This window comes from Acinetobacter sp. YH16044, from assembly GCF_013417145.1.
Lineage (GTDB): Bacteria > Pseudomonadota > Gammaproteobacteria > Pseudomonadales > Moraxellaceae > Acinetobacter > Acinetobacter amyesii.
In genome coordinates, this window is sequence record NZ_VPEK01000040.1 from 1 (window position 1) to 18,244 (window position 18,244).

The following is an 18,244-nucleotide window of genomic DNA, read 5'->3' on the forward strand; positions in this document are numbered from 1 at the left end:
GCCAAGTCGTAAAGCTCAGAAAGCTGTTGTTGAACAAAGAAACTTAAATCCTGTGCTTGACTCTTGTGGTTAAAAACAGGACATTTTAAATGGTTTATCGCATAGACATTTTAATTGGTGAATAACAAGTATAATTAAGAATTTGATATTTAATATTTTTTAATTTATTGGTGCTTAAATCTTTCATTTGTGTAACAAACTTGATTTGTTGCTCTTACACATCAAACATATTTTGTGCCGCCAAGATCCTACGCAATACTGACAATATTATTTGTCCTGCTACAATCCTCAGACAAGAAAAAAGCCATAACAACGATTGCTATGGCTAATTCACATTAATTTCTATATTTAAATCAGCCTACTGTTTACCTGATTTTTGATTTATGAAGATTTAATTTCTTTACTGCTAAATGCTTTTGTTTTTTGCTCTATTTGATCCGGCTTTAAAAATGACGACGCAATAATCGCAATCACTGCAAAGCCTGAAATATAGGCAATAATTAAATTGGGGCTTCCATCACCAATACTCAACAATTTCGTCGCGATTAATGGAGCTAAACCACCACCTAGCACGCCTGCAAATTGAACTGAGATTGAAATACCGCTATAACGTATTTCTGCTGGAAATTGGCGTGAAAATAACTGTGACTGCGGCGCATACATCAAAGGAAAAACTACGCCAATACCAATCACAATGGCCGTCCAAACCAATACAGGATCCTTGGTATTTAACATTGCAAAAAATGGATAGCTGTATAAAGCCAGTACGCATAAACCAAATCTGAACATGTTTTTTTGCCCAACTTTATCAGACAAATGCCCAAAAATTGGCGTAATGACCATGATGACCGCAGCACCACAAATCGTTGCAAACAAAATGTCTTGTCTAGGAATATTTAGCTGTGTGGTTGTATAGGCTAAAGCAAATGTCGATGCTAAATAGAACCAAGCATTTTCAGCAGCTCGAGATAAAATAATCGTAATCAACTGCTTAGGATGATTTTTAAACACTTGTTTTGCTGGAACTTTAATTGTTTCGGTTTGAGCTTTAACTTTTTCAAAGTCTGGTGACTCAGGCACTTTCACTCGAATATACCAACCTACAGCCAGTAAAATAATGCTGGCTAAAAATGGCAGACGCCAACCCCAGCTAAATAGTGCTTCTTCAGGCAACATTGAGACTAAGCCTAAAGCTACCGAAGCGAGCAATAAACCACCACCTGTACTGGCTTGCGGTAAACTTCCCCAAAAGCCTTTTTTACCCGCTGGCGCATGCTCTACCGCCATGAGGACTGCTCCGCCCCATTCTCCACCCATGGCCATGCCCTGTATAAATCTTAAAATAATTAAACAGACCGTTGCCCAATAACCAATGGTTTCGAAAGTCGGTAACAACCCAATCATCACCGTTGGAATACCCATCAACATTAGTGTGACCAATAACATTGATTTACGACCAATTTTATCGCCAAAATGGCCAAAAACAATTCCACCAAGTGGTCGACCAATAAAGCCTACAGCATAGGTAGCAAATGCTGCCAATACGCCCGTTAACGGATCAAGATTTGGGAAAAAAAGTCGATTAAATATTAGTGCTGCGGCAGCACCGTAGATAAAAAAGTCATACCATTCGATGGTTGTACCCACCATACTGGAAATACCCGCTAAACGATGCGAGGACTTGGCTGGTGGAGCTGTATTTCCCTGTACATTTTGCATTGCTATCTTCCTTATTCTGCAAGATATTTCTATGTTGCATTTTCACGATGCCTGGTTTATTTGATGATTTTCTTCTTGAAAATCAATATTTTTAGATCTTATATGTTTAATTTACGTTGAGTCACTTGTTCATATTGAATAAGAAATTGAATATGAATATTGTCCAAGGGTTTGAACCGTTAAAAATATCAACCTACTCATTAAATAGATATTTCCTCCATTATTTTGTCTAAAGCCGGACTAGACTGTTGCCACTTTGGCTGTTTGTCTTTATCCACAATTAATGCGCGCACACCTTCGACAATATCGCCATGTTGAAACCAAACGTCTTGTAAATGTCGTTCAATTTGCATGCATTGCTTCAGTGAAAGACCACGACCTAAATGCTGGAGTTGTAAACTGATTCTTTTCGCGATTGGAGATCGTTGTTCCAAGGTATTGCGTATTTTTAGCGCCCACACTTGAGCATCATTATGCTGTTCATTTTCAAGACTATTTTCAATGGCATCAATGCTCTCAAAACCAAAATGCTTACGAATTAAATCTGCATTTTGACTAAGTTCACTTTCCGCTGGTCGAGTAATATATTTCGCAATCAATTGTTCAATATTTTCCTTGCTTAGTTGCTTGGAATTTCTTAATTCTTCTTCTAATTGAACAAGTTGCTCACTCGGAACATGGTAGTCAATCAAATCTAGATACAACGCATCGCTGGCACTGATTTGATCGCCTGTAGTTGCCATATACACACCAATATCATCTAAACGTGATAAAAAGTGTGTCGCAGCCACATCTGGGAAAAATCCAATGGCAGTTTCAGGCATGGCAAATTTTGATTTTTCGCTACTGATAAGCACATGACATGCTTGCGCCAAGCCAAATCCACCGCCAAGTACATAGCCATCGAGTATGACTATAATGGGTTTTTCATACGCACGAATGCTATTCAGCATTTCATACTCAGCTTGAAAATAAGCTTGATGTTCTTCTTTACCATTCATATAACTATCATAGAGATAACGAATATCGCCACCTGCACAAAATGCTTTAGGACTATTTGAGCGAATAAGTACAGCATGAATATTAGTTTGATCAGCCCATAGTGCTAATTGCTGTTGAATCCCTTGAATCATTTCCAAAGACAAGGCATTTAAACTTGCCACGCGATCTAAACTGATTTGGCCTAAATGTCCATGTTCTTCAATCATTAAGTTATTTGTACTCATATCCATATAATCCTTTTTTATTTTTAATTGTTTTTAAAATTGGCTTGGCGCTTTTCAACAAATGCTTGCATGCCTTCTTTTTGGTCTTGAGTTGCAAAAATCGAATGGAATGTTCTACGTTCAAAGCGTAAACCTTCTTGCAAACTGACTTCAAATGCACGGTTAATTGACTCTTTGATCATCATGGTTGCCACTACAGATTTTTCGGCTATTTTTTCAGCAGCATTTAAGGTCTTTTCGACTAACTCCTCTTTAGGGAAGACTTGAGCAACTAAACCACTCTGCTCTGCTTCTACTGCGCCCATTTGTCTGGCAGTCAGACACATTTCCATGGCTTTGGCCTTACCAATAGCAAGCGTTAAGCGCTGTGTACCACCTATTCCTGGAATTACTCCCAAAGTCACTTCTGGTAAACCGAATTTTGCATTATCGGCACAGTAAATAAAGTCGCACATGAGTGCTAACTCACAGCCTCCACCTAACGCATAACCACAGACAGCTGCGATTAAAGGTTTACGGCGCTGAGCAATTCGATCTGCCAGATGAAAAAAATCATCCAAATAAATATTCGGAAAACTCAGTTCAGCCATTTCCTTAATATCTGCACCAGCGGCAAAGGCTTTTTCTGAACCTGTAATAACCATACAACCGATGGTTGGATCTCGATCTAAATCATCCAAGGCCAAATTAAGGTCTTTAATTATTGTGCTATTCAACGCATTTAAGGCCTGAGGACGATTTAAAATAATGAGTCCAACACCATTGTTCTTTTCGAGCAGAATCGTTTCAAATTGCATGTGAGATCCCTATATATATTCGATATTTATGAGTAGGCTTCATATCTGAAGCCTTTTCGTTTAAATGTCTTAATGACAACGTTATAAGCTGCGGGCAATTACTAAGCGTTGGATATCACTCGTGCCTTCATAGATTTGGCAAATACGTGCATCACGATATATACGTTCTATAGGGAAATCTTTGAGATAGCCATAACCTCCAAAGACTTGTAATGCTGCTGAGCAAACACGTTCAGCCATTTCAGATGAAAAAAGCTTGGCCATAGACGCTTCATTTAAGCAAGGTTGTCCTGCTTCTTTTAAACGTGCCGCGTGATAGACCAATTGGCGTGCGGCTTCTATTTCTGTTGCCATACTTGCCAATCGGAACGCAACTGCCTGATGTTCAAAGATCGGCTTTCCAAAGGTAATACGCTCTTTGGCATATCGGGTTGCTTCTTCTAATGCTGCACGTGCAAGACCAACTGCTTGCGCCGCTATACCAATACGACCGCCTTCTAGATTTGATAAGGCGATTTTCAAACCTTCACCTTCTTTTCCTAACATCAAGCTTTCATGCACTCGCACGTCTGTGAGTGCGATTTGGCAGGTATCTGAGGCATGTAATCCAAGCTTTTCTTCAGTACGAATCACTTCATAGCCAGCTGTTTCACGAGGGACAATAAAAGCACTCATGCCTTTTTTCCCTGCACTTGGGTCAGTCACAGCAAAGACAATAATGACCCCTGCATTATGTCCCGAGGTAATAAACTGCTTAGCACCATTAATAACCCATTCATTGCCATCTTTGACTGCACGAGTTTTAATGGCAGCAGCATCTGAACCCGTATGTGGCTCAGTTAATGCAAATGCACCGATCATTTTGCCTTGTGCTAAAGGCACTAAATATTTCTGCTTTTGTTCTTCTGTGCCAAATTTAGCAATAGGAACACAGCCTACCGAGTTATGTACACTCATAATGGTTGAGGTTGCCCCATCGGCCGCGGCAATCTCTTCTAAAGCCATAACATAGGCAAGATTACCTGTATCTGAACCACCCCATTCATCTGATACCAACATACCCAATAAACCCAGTTCTCCCATCTGCGCTAAAGCCGCTTTGGGAAAGGTACCGTTTTTATCCCATTCAGCCGCTTGAGGTTTAATTTGTTCCTGTGCGAAACTGCGTGCCATGTCCTGAATTAATAATTGTTCTTCGGTAAATTGCATCTTATCTTCCTGTACATCAATCAATTGCTTTCATCCAGTTTGAAAATGACTAGAATTGAATGAAAGCTTGATTTTGATCCTGATTGTTCGGCATTCATTTAGGGTTAATCGTTACGTCATTTAACTTGCATGCTGCGTGGATTGTTTCGCAATCTCTTGATTTCTTAATAAGAAACGCTGAATTTTTCCACTTGGAGTTTTCGGTAGTTCTTGAACAAACTCCACCAATCGTGGATAAGCATGTGCAGATAAGCGCTTTTTCACAAATTGCCCTAGCTGCTCCGCTAATTCTTCTGACGCTGTGACATGCTCAGCTAAAATTACAAAAGCTTTTACGATTTCTGTCCGATCTGGATCAGGCACACCAATGACCGCAGCTTCAATCACTGCATCATGCTCAAGTAAAGCGCTTTCTACATCGAATGGCCCGATACGATAACCAGAAGTTGTAATCACATCATCATTACGACCAACAAAGCTCATACTGCCATCTGCGTGTAATTCTGCGGTATCACCAGTGAGGTAATAGTGCTTTACAAAGGGTGACTTACGACTTTCTTTATAGCCACCAAACCACATCATCGGTGATTGACTAATATCGACAGCAAGCACTCCTGGCGTTCCTGCAGCTAGCTCTTGCCCTTGTTCATCAACAACCGCCACGCGATATCCCGGACTGGCATAACCTGCGACACCTGCGCGAATATCATGTTGTAAGCCATGATGATTACACACCACCATACCAACTTCAGTCTGACCATAATGGTCAAAGATGGGTGCATCTAGAACTTGTTTAAACCAACGGAACACTTCAGGGTTAAGCGGCTCTCCAGCACTACTGACGACGCGGAATTTGCCTTTGAGTTTTGCCATTTGTTCAGGATCAGCCGCCATCATCATCCGATACGCTGTCGGTGCGCCTGCAAGGTTCGTCACTTTGTAGTCATCTACGATCTGACAGAGACTATCAATGCTAAAACCACCTTCGTAAAAGAGTGTTGCATGTCCAAGTAAAAGTGGCCCAGTGATTCCATAATACAAGCCATAAGCCCAACCCGGATCGGCAATATTCCAAAACGAATCATCTTCACGCAGTCCAACCGCATTTTTCATATATTGACCAAAAGCGATTAAGGCTTTGAGCGGGACTTCCAAGGGTTTTGCAGGACCAGTCGTACCTGAGGTAAACATTAAAAGAAATGGATCATTGATGCTCTGTAAGACAAATTCACAATCTGTAGACTGTGCTTTGACTTCATCCCAAAAGTTTAAATCCCCCTGTTGAATTCCATGACCCGCTCGATCTGCAACAGTGACGATTTGGGGACAATGTGCAACTTCATCTAATTTACTGCGATTACTCACATCGCTAATCACCAATTTGCTTTGTGCAAGGTGTAAACGATGTTCAATGGCTTTGGGGCCAAAGGCGGTAAATAGCGGTTGATATACAGCACCTATGCGCCAAGTTCCTAAAATCACCACAAGTAATTCAACTGTACGGGGTAATAATCCCGATACACGATCACCTTTTTGCACACCTTGAGCCTTTAAAAAATTAGCAAATTGGCTCGACCACTGTTGCAACTCTGCAAAGGTATATTGTTCTTTCCGTCCATCTTTGCCTTGCCAATACAGTGCAACCTTATCTTGATCAATCGCATGACGGTCGCAGCATTCATAACATGCATTTAACTGCTCTAAAGAGCCTGATAACATTTCTTTGGCAGCATGATTTAAGTCAAATGCCTTTGCAACATCCTGATAATTCGACATCTTTTCTACCTCAGTCTCAATTTATTGTTATTCCGACACGAGTTTTTATATTGTTAGCCATCCCTAGGCTAGATTGGTGTTCAATGTGATTCAGCATCCTTAGGTAAATATTGCTGCACGATGCTGGAAAAATCTAAGTGTGCATTACCTTGTAAACACAGCTGTTGATACATCTGCTGAACCAGTCCACCTAAAATAATCGGCTGTTTGACTTGGCCTGCGGCTTCTACAGCCAATCCTAGATCTTTCAACATCAGCTGCGTTGCAAAACCATCGGTATAGCCACGTCCTGCGGGTGCGTTTGCTGAGATACCAGGCCATGGATTACATACATCTGAACTCCAGCAGCGTCCGCTCGAACTATTCACCACACCCGCTAGGGCTTGAGAATCAATCCCCAGTCGCGCACCTAGCGCCATACCTTCAGCAACGGCCGCCATGGAAATACCAAGAATCAAGTTATTGCAAATTTTCGCAATTTGACCTGCACCCACATCACCACAATGCACAATGTTTTTACCCATATGGCCCAATACCGCTTTGGTTTTTTCAAAGGTTTGATCATCCGAACCGACCATAAAGGTTAATGTACCTGCCTGAGCACCAATAGTTCCGCCTGAAACAGGTGCATCACAGATTTTTATCTGATGTGTAGCACCCGCCTCGGCTATATCCTTAATGGTTTGCGGATCAATGGTACTGCTATCGATACATAAGCTTCCTGCTTTCATTACCGCCAATACACCATTTTCTCCCAAGTACACCTCTTTGACATGCTTGGCAGCAGGCAACATGCTCATCACGACATCTGCTTGTTTCGCGGCATCTTGTGGGCTTTGGCAAACGATGCCACCTGCTTCAGTAAAATGCTGAATCGCAATTTCGCTTAAGTCGAAACCGTAAACCGTAAAACCTGCTTTGAGTAGGTTTTGAGCCATTTTTCCGCCCATGTTTCCTAAACCGATAAAGGCAATATTCATCCTTGAACTCCTAAATTAACGTAGGTTAATGGTGGTATTCACTTCACCTTTTTCTTGTGTATCTTCGAACCAACGACTGGTGATGGTTTTGGTTTGTGTATAGAACTGAACTGCTTGCTTACCATATGGACCTAAGTCACCCAGTTTTGAACCACGCGATCCTGTAAAGCTAAAGAAAGGTACAGGTACAGGAATTGGAATGTTGATACCCACTTGACCAATATCGATATCGCTTTGGAATGTACGAGCGACTGCACCGCTTTGTGTAAATAGTCCAACACCGTTGCCAAATGGATTGGCATTAATCAATTCAATCGCCTGCTCCAGAGTATCGACATGAATAATGGCTAATACGGGTCCAAAGATCTCTTCGGTATAGATGCGCATATCGGTTGAAACTTGATTAAAAATCGTTGCTCCGACAAAGTTTCCTTGCTCATAGCCAATGACTTGAACATCACGACCATCCAGCAACAGTTCTGCGCCTTGTTCTACACCGCTTTGAATTAAATCCAGTACACGTGCTTTTGCGCGAGGTGAAATAACTGGGCCAATATCGGTATTCGGCTCATGCCCTGCATTGACCTTCAGCGTTTTGGCTTTTTCAACCAGTTCATTGACCCATTCTTTACTTTCACCAACCATGACAGCAACCGACAAAGCCATACAACGCTGACCTGCCGCACCGAATGCTGCACCAACGAGGGCATTTAAAGTTTGTTCTTTATTGGCATCCGGCATTACCACCACATGGTTTTTGGCCCCCATCATCGACTGCACACGTTTTCCATGCTGTCCTGCAAGGTTATATACATGTGTACCAACGGCTGTAGAGCCTACAAATGAAATGGCCTTAATAGCTTGATGTGTGCATAAACGATCAACAACGTCTTTACCACCATGTACTACGTTTAAAACACCTGCTGGAATACCGGCTTCAATCGCAAGTTCGACAAGCATCATGGTCGACAATGGATCTTGTTCAGATGGCTTTAAGACAAAGGTATTTCCACTGACAATAGCCATTGGGAACATCCACAGTGGAATCATCGCAGGAAAGTTAAATGGCGTAATTCCTGCACATACACCCAAAGGTTGCTGCAAGGTATAGGTATCCACACCACGTGCAACACCTTCTATATATTCGCCCATTTGAAGTGTGCCAACCGAACACGCATGCTCAACGACTTCTAAACCACGTTGAATATCACCCTCGGCATCTGCTAGCGTCTTTCCTTGCTCAGCCGTCAGTACACGGGCAATCTCTTTCATATTGCTACGGATCAGATCTTGTAGCTTCAACATAATGCGCATACGTGCTTGTACGGGTGTTAAGCGCCAAGTTTTAAACGCCTCGTGAGCTGAAGCAATCGCTGCATCCACTTCTTCCATAGTCGCCATTGGAACACGACCCAAAACCTCTTGAGTTGCAGGATTTAGAATGTCTTGCCACTCTGTAGTGTTTGACTCTACAAATTTACCGTTAATTAATAATTTAGCCGTCGCTGACTGAATATTTGACATTGTGTTCATGACCTCTCCATAGGCACTTATTGTTTTGTACAGACTTAGAAAATATCCAAAAGCCTTATATTTATATTTTCCAATTCACTTCAAACTAGCAAAGAAAATTTTGACTACCAATAGAGATTCACGCACGATTGATGTGCAAATATGCACAGGGATGACAATAACAATGAAAGTAGATTGGGATCATTTACAGTATTTTTTGGTTTTGGCTCGTGCGAAAACCCTAACCAATACCGCACGTATTATCGGTGTTGAGCACAGTACGGTTTCTCGACGTATACATGCGCTAGAACTGGCTTTAGGCACGCCATTATTTAAACGTGAAGCCACAGGTTATGAGCTCACTTTAGACGGTTTGGCACTGGTTCCTCGCGTTGAACAAATGGAACAGGCTTTTTTACAAATCGAAAAACCCAACCAACCTATGCAAGGTCGTGTGCGAATTGGCACACCCGAAGGGTTTGGAACAGCATTTTTGACACAGCTCTTGGCAGAATTGTCCAAAAAATACCCCTTGCTGACTATCGACCTTATTCCTGTCCCGAAAATGATCAAGCTTTCACATCGTGAAGCAGATATTGTTATTTCCATCGATCGACCGAAATCTGGGCCCTATATTATTACTCGACTAGCAGACTATTGTTTAAAGATTTATGGCAGTAAGGAATACTTAAAAAACACGCAACCCATTCATACCTTAGAAGATTTAAAATCACACACTTTTGTGAACTATATAGATGATTTGGTCTATAGCCCTGAACTGTATTGTTTAGAGCGCTTACCTATTCAGCTCAATGCCAACTTTAGAAGTAGTAGTATTTTGGCACAACAAATTGCCGTGAGTGCGGGTGCAGGATTGGCAATATTGCCCAAGTTTTTGGCCGAGGAAAAACCCGAATTAGAACAGGTCTTGGCGCAAGATGTTCGTTTTGTACATACCTTTTGGATGCTAACCTTAGTCGATTTACAACATGAGCCACGCATTAAATTGGTTTGGGACTTTTTGAGAAAAAGAACCGACCAATATCATAGTTTATTAATGGATTAAGAGATGAAGCTTCCTTCCAAAAGGTAAATGACAAATAATCTGAGATTCATTTTCTTAGTTAAATCATAATTTTTTTGTTTTCTTGATATTTAATCTCAGCTTGCGTTGTCATATAAGTTAAGATTTTCTGAAATTCTCTGACACACAAGCTAAGATTTTATTTCACTTTAATTTGCGGGTTAATTGAATTCAGGATGCTTATAAACCTCAGTGTCATATTTTTTTTGTTTAGCGATGATATTGTTTTTGAGTATATCCACCTTATCTTGATGTATTTTCACAAAATCCTTTTGCGCGGCCTGCCATGTATCAAAACCTTGCTTCAAGTCATCAATCGTACCCTCCAAAAATCTACCTTTAAAAAACAAATTATGATTTTGCAAGTTAATCTCGCAAGGTCTGAATAGATACATGCAGTAACTATCGTCATTGCGCTTCTCTACATACAATACGCTGTCCATAATGGCATCCCACCCATTCAGCATCATATCACCTGTGCCTTCTTCACGAATTAAGTATTGGTGATAGTAGATTGAGCTGTTCATGATCAGAATGTTTTTCGCCCCGCTGCCATATTTCCGCACGGTGGCATGACCGTCGGGAAATATTTTTTTATAACGTCAGGTATCCATTGAAAGTCATTTTCATCAATTTTATTGAATGGTGTGTACTCAATCCGTTCATGTTTCATCACGCCTTTTTCATCCAAATGCCATTGACGGTTTTTGGCGCTAAGTTTGAGATAAATCAATAAAATGACAGTTCCTAATATTGTTATGAGCGTAATTATTTCCATTGTATTCTGCTTGTAACCCCAAATTATTTTATGATCTAATTTTCAATGTATTGAGAGGTTTATTCAAGACTACTCTACACTTTAACAATCCCGAATCATGTGTCAATAATCTCAAATCAACTGTCATTCAAATCCAAACTATAACTGTTATAGAAATTTAGATGAATGTTGTATCTATGCTTTCAAGCGATATACCCCAATAATCACCTATAACTACTAGGGATTTAGAGTACATCTTATGAGCAATCAAGAGCCTAAAAAACCGCAAAAATATGCAGACAGTGAAATTTCAGATAAGGCCTTTAAACGTGCCATTATTTGGTTCTCAATCTATGTGCTTTTATTCTGTATTGGTGTAGCGTTTGTCGTTGGTGCAGATAATTCTTATCTACCTTAAGCGATAATCTATTCGCTTATTGCAACTCGCTATTGCATGTATATCTTACATTTCATGTTCGCTTATGATCAGTTCATAAAGTATTAATATGATCATTAGGCCAAATAATTTGGTTTTAAATTTAAAAAAAAGCTTGTAAGTCTACATTTACAAGCTTTTTGCATTTTTAAAGTGATCATATCACAGATATAAAATTACTTTCCCATCTGAATAGCTTATGCAGGACTTTGCTTTTTAACTTGGTGCTGTAGATGCGTTTGAATATATTCACCGTAGACCGACATTTTTTCAAAGATGTGTTCTGAATAAAACATGTCTTCTACCAAGACTTGCGCACGGTCAAACTCATATAAACCTAATCGTTGTAAAATTTTCGCATTAATAAACGAAAACTTTTGACATAAATCGATATATTGCTGATCTTTGTCTTTAAATAGCAGCTTTAACATATTGATTTTATTTAGATCAAAGTCAATCGGTTCAGCTTTATCCGCCAAGACATGGATTTCAACATCTAAATATTCAGCAAGCTGATTTAATTTTTCTAAGTCGATATGTAGATGTGTAATACAAATAATTTTGGAAACTTTCGGATTACATAAGCTATTGATCAAACTAAAATAGAAGTATTCTGCTGGCGATAGCTGTTCATTATTTAGCTCAATGTAGACATTTAGTCCCGATAAAACATCATCAACTTTAAATGCGCTAAGTTTAGCCTCAGCATGATAATAACGATTCAATATCGCAACATTTTCAGGGCTTTGTGGTGTAGCGTAGATCACCTTCTGATTCAAATTCGCTAAGATAAAAGGTGCAAATAAAAAAGCCGCATTTTCAGCCTTGGCTTGCATATGCTCCTGACAAATACTGACATAGCCCACTTGCTGTACTTGGCGCAAAATTCGACTGCGTAACAGCACCGCTTCTAAATTTGTATGTTGTTGTTGCAGCAGATGCAGCGTTGAATCTGTCAATGGAACATCCACCAGTAAATGTTGTAACAGTTCTAATTCACTGGTTTTAAACATACTCAACTCCCTAACTTCCATACCATTTGACGCCACAAGTGTTGTGGTCAATGCACCTTATAAAAAATTCAAGCTTAAAACTAGATACAGTGAATTTGAAAAAACATATAACAGTAAAGACTCATCTGTTATAAAAATATAATGTAAAGTTTCTTTTACTGATATATTTATAACAGAATCTTGTCTTGTTGATGACTATGTATAAATCGGAACAGCTTGCTCAGCACCTACGTCAACTGATTGAAAATGGCACTTTAAAAGCGCACGAAAAGCTCCCGTCTTTACGTGAACAAGTGCAGTTATCCGGCTTTAGTTTAATCACGGTCATGAATGCTTATCAGGAGTTGGAATCACGTGGTTTAATCTATGCACGTGAGAAATCTGGCTACTATGTGGCGCAAGGCTTACTCGAAATAGAAGCTGAACAAACTCAAATCGTGTCCTTAAACACACCGGTTGAAATTAACTCTCTGGTCTTTAAGTATTTAAAATCAATACAAGATGAAAAAATCATTCCATTGGGTTCAGCCTTTCCATCTCAAGATATTGTTTTTTCTAAAAAGTTAACCCAAATCATGGGGCAAATTTCCCGAAATCCCAAAAGTTACGATGCCATTGATAATCTTCCACCCGGTAATTTAGCCCTTCGTAAGTTGATTGCACAGCGTTATTGCATGCAAGGCATTGCCACAGATCCCGAGGATATTGTGATTACCTCAGGCTGTATGGATGCACTGAATCTTTCCTTACAGGCCATAGCCTCACCGGGTGACTATATTGTGTTACAGCAAAATATTTTCTATGGCGCCTTGCAAGCTGCAGAGCGCTTAGGCCTTAAAGTGGTGACCTTACCTGAACATCCACAAGACGGTTTTGATTTAACCGCGTTTGAACATATTTTAAAAACTTATCCCGTCAAAATTTGTTGGCTGATGCTGAATTCACATAATCCTGTGGGCTTCACAGTGAGTGATGAAATCAAGCAAAAAATTGCCGTGCTCTTACACCAATATCATGTGCATTTAATTGAGGACGATGTGTATGAGGAAATGCATTATGCGTCTAAGAAACCTGTTTCAATGAAATACTTTGACCAAAATAATATGGTCTTACACTGCTCATCTTTTTCTAAAACGTTGGGCGCTGCATTTCGAGTGGGTTGGGTACACGCCGGTAAATACTCTCAAGCGATTCAACACTTACAACTCATGAGCACGATTTCCGTTAATACCTTATTGCAAAATGCCTTGGTGGAATTTATTTCAAATTATCATTATGAAAAACATTTACGGGTCTTAAGAAAAAGTCTACAACAACACAAATTACAGTTTTACCGTTATTTAGAAAGCCGCCTACCGACTGGATGCAAATTACAATATCATCCAAGTGGTTATTTTTTTTGGTTAAAACTACCGGAAAATGTTGAAAGTATGGCAGTCTATGAAGCCCTAATTCAACAGCAGATTAGCGTTGCTCCAGGCCGTTTATTTAATGTTGCGGAAGCCAAAACTCAATATATCCGTTTAAATTGTTCCTTTGCATGGAAGGATGAGATTCAACAGGCTTTAGATGCCCTCCTTAGTACAATCTCTGCACTTTCCTCAGATCAGACAAATATTTGACAATTTTTATTGTCATTATTATGCTCAAACAGATATTGTTCAAATACATATATTTGTTGTTGAGATAACAATGAATTCATTCAATATTTACCAAAATTCAAAAAACAAATAGGTTCGTTCATGGAAGATCAAAAACACAGTCAACGCATACATGCTTTTAGTTCGGATGTACTCACAGATCTAGATGCTGTGGGGATTGCACAGCTCATCAAATCTAAAGAAGCCTCTGTACAGGAAATTACACAAGCGGCCATTGCACGTGCGGAACAAGTCAATCCGCATCTAAATGCCATTGAACTGGACTGTTTTCAACGTGCTTTAGAGAAAAATCAATATGTTGAACATGGTCTATTTGCGGGCGTCCCTTTTTTCTTTAAAGATAATCTAGATTATCAAGGATTGCCATCACGCCATGGTTCAAAGGCCATAGGTTCAAAACCAGCCGATCGTAATCCTCAAATTAGCCAACAAATCTTAGATCAAGGTTTTGTCGTATTAGGAAAATCTAAGCTCCCTGAATTTGGTCTAAATGCCAGTACCGAATATAAAGATGGCTCAGCCACCTATAACCCTTGGAATCTAAGTTATTCCTGCGGCGCGTCTTCTGGCGGTTCTGCAGCTCTCGTTGCAGCCGGTGTAGTGCCAATTGCCCATGCCAATGATGGCGGTGGTTCGATTCGAATCCCTGCTGCATGTTGCGGTTTGATTGGATTAAAGCCTAGCCGTAGCCGTACGTATGACAGTGATGCAGCAGGCTCTCTTCCGATTAATATCATCAGTGAAGGTGTCCTAACCCGTAGCATACGAGATACTGCGCATTTCTATGCAGGAATGGAGTCAAGTTATTACAATAAAAAGTTGCCACGCATAGGTATGATTCATGGCCCTTCTAAACGTCGACTACGCATCGGTTTAGTCCCGCAATCGATTACAGGGCAAATAGATAGCGAAACAACTGCAACCTTAATGCATAGCGCAGCACTCATGGAAAAATTAGGTCATCATGTTGAAGAACTTCAATTACCTTTTTCCTTAAGCTTTGTTGAAGATTTTAGTGAATATTGGGGGATGTTATCCTTTTTACTGAGTACCTTTGGCAAGAAAATCTTTGGCGCTGACTTTAATCCAAAAGAGTTAGATCACTTAACCGTTGGTTTATCGAAGTTGTATAAAAAGAACTTTTATAAAACCCCGCTATTTCTGTATCGATTAAAGAAAATGCAGCAACAATATCGTGAAATCTTTAAGCATTATGACGTTTTGCTATCGCCTGTACTTGCACATACCACACCTAAAATTGGCTATTTGTCACCTCAATTACCGTTTGACCAGTTATTTGAGCGTATACAGAACTATGTGACATTTACACCTATCCAAAATGTGGTGGGTGCGCCGGGTATGTCGATTCCTATGGGAGAAACGCAAAACGACGGACTACCGATCAGTATGCAAATTTCAGCCGATGTCGGTGATGAAAAAACCTTGATCGAACTAGCGTATGAAATTGAAGAAGCTCAGCCATGGCGACGTATTCAGGATATGCCTCGAACTGCTTAACAAACTAATCAAAGATTTAAAAAAAGGGAGCTGATTGGCTCCCTTTTTTTATTCAAATCCGCAGAATAAGACTTTTTAATTGTTCGCTGTATGGAATACAAGATGCTTAATTAAAATGATACGTTAGTCCTGCATATACCGCTCGGCCTTCACCCGGTGTTAAACGAGCAGGATCTTTGCCGGCATCGTTATAGCCCGGTGTCACGGTAGATGCATATTTTTTATTGGCTATATTTCTGAAATCCAACCACGCCATATATTGTTTTTGTGGTTGCATATAGCCAAACGAAGCTCCCCAAATTTGCCAATCTTTTGCGTAGACACTATTGGCATAGTCGGTTGCGACCTTTGCGGCATAAAGTGTATTCACCGCAGCATAAAAGCCTAAAGGATGTTCGTATTTCAGTTCAGCCTGATAGATGTGTTTTGGTATACCTGCAAGCTCATTTTTTCCAAATACCGCATCATTTTTATAGTGAAAATCATTCAAGGTATAGGCTTGTTTTAGTTGAACTTGTCCATATGTATCATTTTGCCAAAGTGAACTGTTTAAACCGACTTCAATCCCTTGATGGATGGTGTCTGAAGCATTTGATTCAGCAATAATCTTTTTAGGCTCTGATTGGATTTCAACAGCCAACAGTTCATTTTTAACCTGTGAATAGTAATATGCAATATTCCACTCACCCAGTGCATGTTGACCACGCCCACCTAGTTCAAGAGTGTTCGCTGTCTGACTATTCAAATGTATCGGAGCACTTTGGCGTCCCGTTGCTGCGCCACTACCATCTGGGAAGTATTGATCCGACCCCCAAATTAAAGCCCATGGATGTGGTGCTTCTAAGCTTCGACTGACATTGGCAAAGAGCTGTGTTTCAGGTTGGATTTGATATCGAAAACCTAGCGATGGCAGGACATTCCATTCACGAATATTTTCTTTATGGCTTTGCACAGGCCATGTCACTTCACTTTCACGATGGGTGTACGCCAATGCGACACGACTATCGAGCCAAAACTGTGGGTGTAGTGCCAAGGCATTGGCATAATGTAAAACATAGTCACCACCTTGGTAGGTATAATGCCGCGTTTCTGTATCCGCAGCATAGGCGCCTTGCGCTACACGCAAGCGTTCAACGACCTGACCATCTGGCAAATGCGTGGTACTACGAAAACCTAAAGTATTTTGGCTTTCATGCCCCCATAGCGTTCGGTCAAATTGGTAGTTAAATAAGGTAATGATATCGTCATAGTCAACATCGGTACTATACAAACCTTCTTGCAAATCCATCGGATAATGATGATAGGCCAGACCCAACTGTAAACGATCGCCCGAGTCCAAAGTCATATTGGTTTTATTCGCCAACCAAAGACTTCCCGGCTGCGGACGATTATTATTCAGCGAGATATTTTGGGCTACTGCTTGTTTTGGATTTTGTTCAATCTGTTGTTGGGTTAGACGTCCCGGCGTTTGGTGTTCAGTCTCTCGGTAACGGAGATAAAAACGTGTATCTAGGTTAGGGTTTATTTTATATCCCACATTGGCCGATAAACCTTTGCTCTGGCTTGAGGAATGATCTTGAAAACCATCATCATCACTTTGCGTTAAGGAAAGATAATAGTCTAAGTCGTCGATTTGTTGTCCTGAGCTGATTTCACTTTTCTGATAACCGTGGCTACCCATTTCATGATGCACTGACAGTTTTGCTGCATTTTTTCCAGTTGGGCTATCATAGTTAATTAGACCACCCAAGCTTAATGCACCACGTGTTAAACCATTAGCCCCCCGTAAAACCTCTATATGGTCTACCCACAGCGGCTCAAGCAGTTCATAAGGTGTCCCACCCGGCCCTGTAAATGGCAAATCATCTAAGGTCACATACAACCCTGAAGCATGCGCCCCCGGTGCACGATTGATCCCCGAGCCACGTATCGACAGTTTTACCCCTTCATTTCCAGAAGATGCCGCGTAAATCCCCGGTTGATTTTTAAATAAATCAGCATTTGTTCGCTTCGGTATATCTTGAATGTCTGCTGCAACGATCGCATTGGTTGCACCATTTACTTTGGTTAGTGCTTTTTTTATTTGTTCATCCATTGAACTTTGTTCAACGTTGATGATAATTTCAGGTAATACATTGCTATCTGCAACACTATATGGTGCCATCGCGGTGAGCATCATCAGGCTTAAAAGCTTAAGTGACGTGTTGTTATATTTGGAAAATTGAGGGACATCCATGATTGCGTCTTCTAAGTGAAACGAAATTGACGGCAAGGATTGTAGTATGTTTTATCGTCATGTATGTATCAAAATATTTCAAAATTCATGATTTTTATCAATATCCTTCTTCGTATTTTTATATTCAAATGATTTGTTAAATGAAATAAAACAGATAATTATATTTTTTAGTCAAAAAATAAAAGTTTCTAAATAACCCGAATCCCGCTTAAGCCAATGATTCCATAATTTGAATTGTTGGTTTATTTTGATGATTAAGTTGATATGCACATAACGATGCGTAAATCCCACTCAGAAATCCATGAATACTACGAGCTTTA

General features: G+C 40.2%; 15 protein-coding genes and 1 pseudogene. 4 read left to right on the forward strand and 12 right to left on the reverse strand.

Going from position 1 to position 18,244, the window contains the following annotated elements:
• Nucleotides 1–381: 381 nt before the first annotated feature.
• The 7 genes from FTV38_RS14900 to FTV38_RS14930 form a co-directional block, all read right to left on the reverse strand.
• The gene (locus FTV38_RS14900) at nucleotides 382–1,719 is read right to left on the reverse strand and encodes an MFS transporter (protein ID WP_180008152.1); all 1,338 of its coding nucleotides are present in this window, start codon (nucleotides 1,717–1,719) and stop codon (nucleotides 382–384) included.
• 200 nt (nucleotides 1,720–1,919) lie between these two features.
• Nucleotides 1,920–2,951: an enoyl-CoA hydratase/isomerase family protein gene (locus tag FTV38_RS14905; RefSeq protein ID WP_257228803.1), complete on the reverse strand. Its 1,032-nt coding sequence runs from the start codon at nucleotides 2,949–2,951 to the stop codon at nucleotides 1,920–1,922.
• 17 nt (nucleotides 2,952–2,968) lie between these two features.
• Nucleotides 2,969–3,742 carry an enoyl-CoA hydratase gene (locus FTV38_RS14910; RefSeq protein WP_180022886.1) on the reverse strand — a complete coding sequence of 258 codons (774 nt, stop codon included), beginning with the start codon at nucleotides 3,740–3,742 and terminating at the stop codon, nucleotides 2,969–2,971.
• Between the two features lie 81 nt (nucleotides 3,743–3,823).
• Nucleotides 3,824–4,951, reverse strand: a complete 1,128-nt coding sequence (locus FTV38_RS14915) for an acyl-CoA dehydrogenase family protein (RefSeq protein WP_180022887.1) — start codon at nucleotides 4,949–4,951, stop codon at nucleotides 3,824–3,826.
• A 120-nt stretch (nucleotides 4,952–5,071) separates the two neighbouring features.
• Nucleotides 5,072–6,727 carry an AMP-binding protein gene (locus tag FTV38_RS14920; protein WP_180022888.1) on the reverse strand — a complete coding sequence of 552 codons (1,656 nt, stop codon included), beginning with the start codon at nucleotides 6,725–6,727 and terminating at the stop codon, nucleotides 5,072–5,074.
• Nucleotides 6,728–6,807: 80 nt separating this feature from the next.
• On the reverse strand, nucleotides 6,808–7,707 hold the full coding sequence (gene mmsB / locus FTV38_RS14925; RefSeq protein WP_180022889.1) for a 3-hydroxyisobutyrate dehydrogenase: 900 nt from the start codon (nucleotides 7,705–7,707) through the stop codon (nucleotides 6,808–6,810).
• Nucleotides 7,708–7,722: 15 nt separating this feature from the next.
• Nucleotides 7,723–9,240 (reverse strand): CoA-acylating methylmalonate-semialdehyde dehydrogenase, encoded by a 1,518-nt coding sequence (locus FTV38_RS14930; RefSeq protein ID WP_180022890.1) that lies wholly within the window; start codon nucleotides 9,238–9,240, stop codon nucleotides 7,723–7,725.
• Between the two features lie 163 nt (nucleotides 9,241–9,403).
• On the opposite strand from FTV38_RS14930, the gene FTV38_RS14935 reads away from it, so the two are divergent.
• A complete protein-coding gene (locus FTV38_RS14935; protein ID WP_078190721.1) occupies nucleotides 9,404–10,285 on the forward strand; it encodes a LysR family transcriptional regulator in 882 nt (293 codons plus the stop codon).
• A gap of 179 nt (nucleotides 10,286–10,464) precedes the next feature.
• Here the strand turns inward: FTV38_RS14935 and FTV38_RS14940 are convergent, their stop codons facing one another.
• The gene (locus FTV38_RS14940; protein WP_180022891.1) at nucleotides 10,465–10,869 is read right to left on the reverse strand and encodes a hypothetical protein; all 405 of its coding nucleotides are present in this window, start codon (nucleotides 10,867–10,869) and stop codon (nucleotides 10,465–10,467) included.
• The gene (locus FTV38_RS14945; protein WP_180022892.1) at nucleotides 10,833–11,081 is read right to left on the reverse strand and encodes a hypothetical protein; all 249 of its coding nucleotides are present in this window, start codon (nucleotides 11,079–11,081) and stop codon (nucleotides 10,833–10,835) included. The genes FTV38_RS14940 and FTV38_RS14945 overlap by 37 nt, the downstream gene beginning before the upstream one ends.
• A gap of 238 nt (nucleotides 11,082–11,319) precedes the next feature.
• Here FTV38_RS14945 and FTV38_RS14950 point away from each other — a divergent pair, with 238 nt between their 5' ends.
• Nucleotides 11,320–11,478, forward strand: coding sequence for a hypothetical protein (locus FTV38_RS14950; RefSeq protein WP_168379604.1), 159 nt, complete (start codon nucleotides 11,320–11,322; stop codon nucleotides 11,476–11,478).
• Between the two features lie 215 nt (nucleotides 11,479–11,693).
• Here the strand turns inward: FTV38_RS14950 and FTV38_RS14955 are convergent, their stop codons facing one another.
• On the reverse strand, nucleotides 11,694–12,509 hold the full coding sequence (locus FTV38_RS14955) for a hypothetical protein (RefSeq protein ID WP_180022893.1): 816 nt from the start codon (nucleotides 12,507–12,509) through the stop codon (nucleotides 11,694–11,696).
• Nucleotides 12,510–12,706: 197 nt separating this feature from the next.
• Between FTV38_RS14955 and FTV38_RS14960 the strand changes: the two genes are divergently transcribed.
• Nucleotides 12,707–14,131 (forward strand): PLP-dependent aminotransferase family protein, encoded by a 1,425-nt coding sequence (locus tag FTV38_RS14960; RefSeq protein WP_180022896.1) that lies wholly within the window; start codon nucleotides 12,707–12,709, stop codon nucleotides 14,129–14,131.
• 120 nt (nucleotides 14,132–14,251) lie between these two features.
• Nucleotides 14,252–15,688 (forward strand): amidase, encoded by a 1,437-nt coding sequence (locus tag FTV38_RS14965; protein WP_180022894.1) that lies wholly within the window; start codon nucleotides 14,252–14,254, stop codon nucleotides 15,686–15,688.
• A gap of 106 nt (nucleotides 15,689–15,794) precedes the next feature.
• Here FTV38_RS14965 and FTV38_RS14970 read toward each other — a convergent pair whose 3' ends face one another.
• Together FTV38_RS14970 and FTV38_RS14975 are read right to left on the reverse strand one after the other, a co-directional pair.
• Complete coding sequence (locus tag FTV38_RS14970) at nucleotides 15,795–17,924, reverse strand: TonB-dependent receptor domain-containing protein (RefSeq protein ID WP_180022895.1); 2,130 nt, start codon at nucleotides 17,922–17,924, stop codon at nucleotides 15,795–15,797.
• A 208-nt stretch (nucleotides 17,925–18,132) separates the two neighbouring features.
• A pseudogene (locus FTV38_RS14975) lies at nucleotides 18,133–18,244 on the reverse strand (IS982 family transposase); the annotation flags it as partial.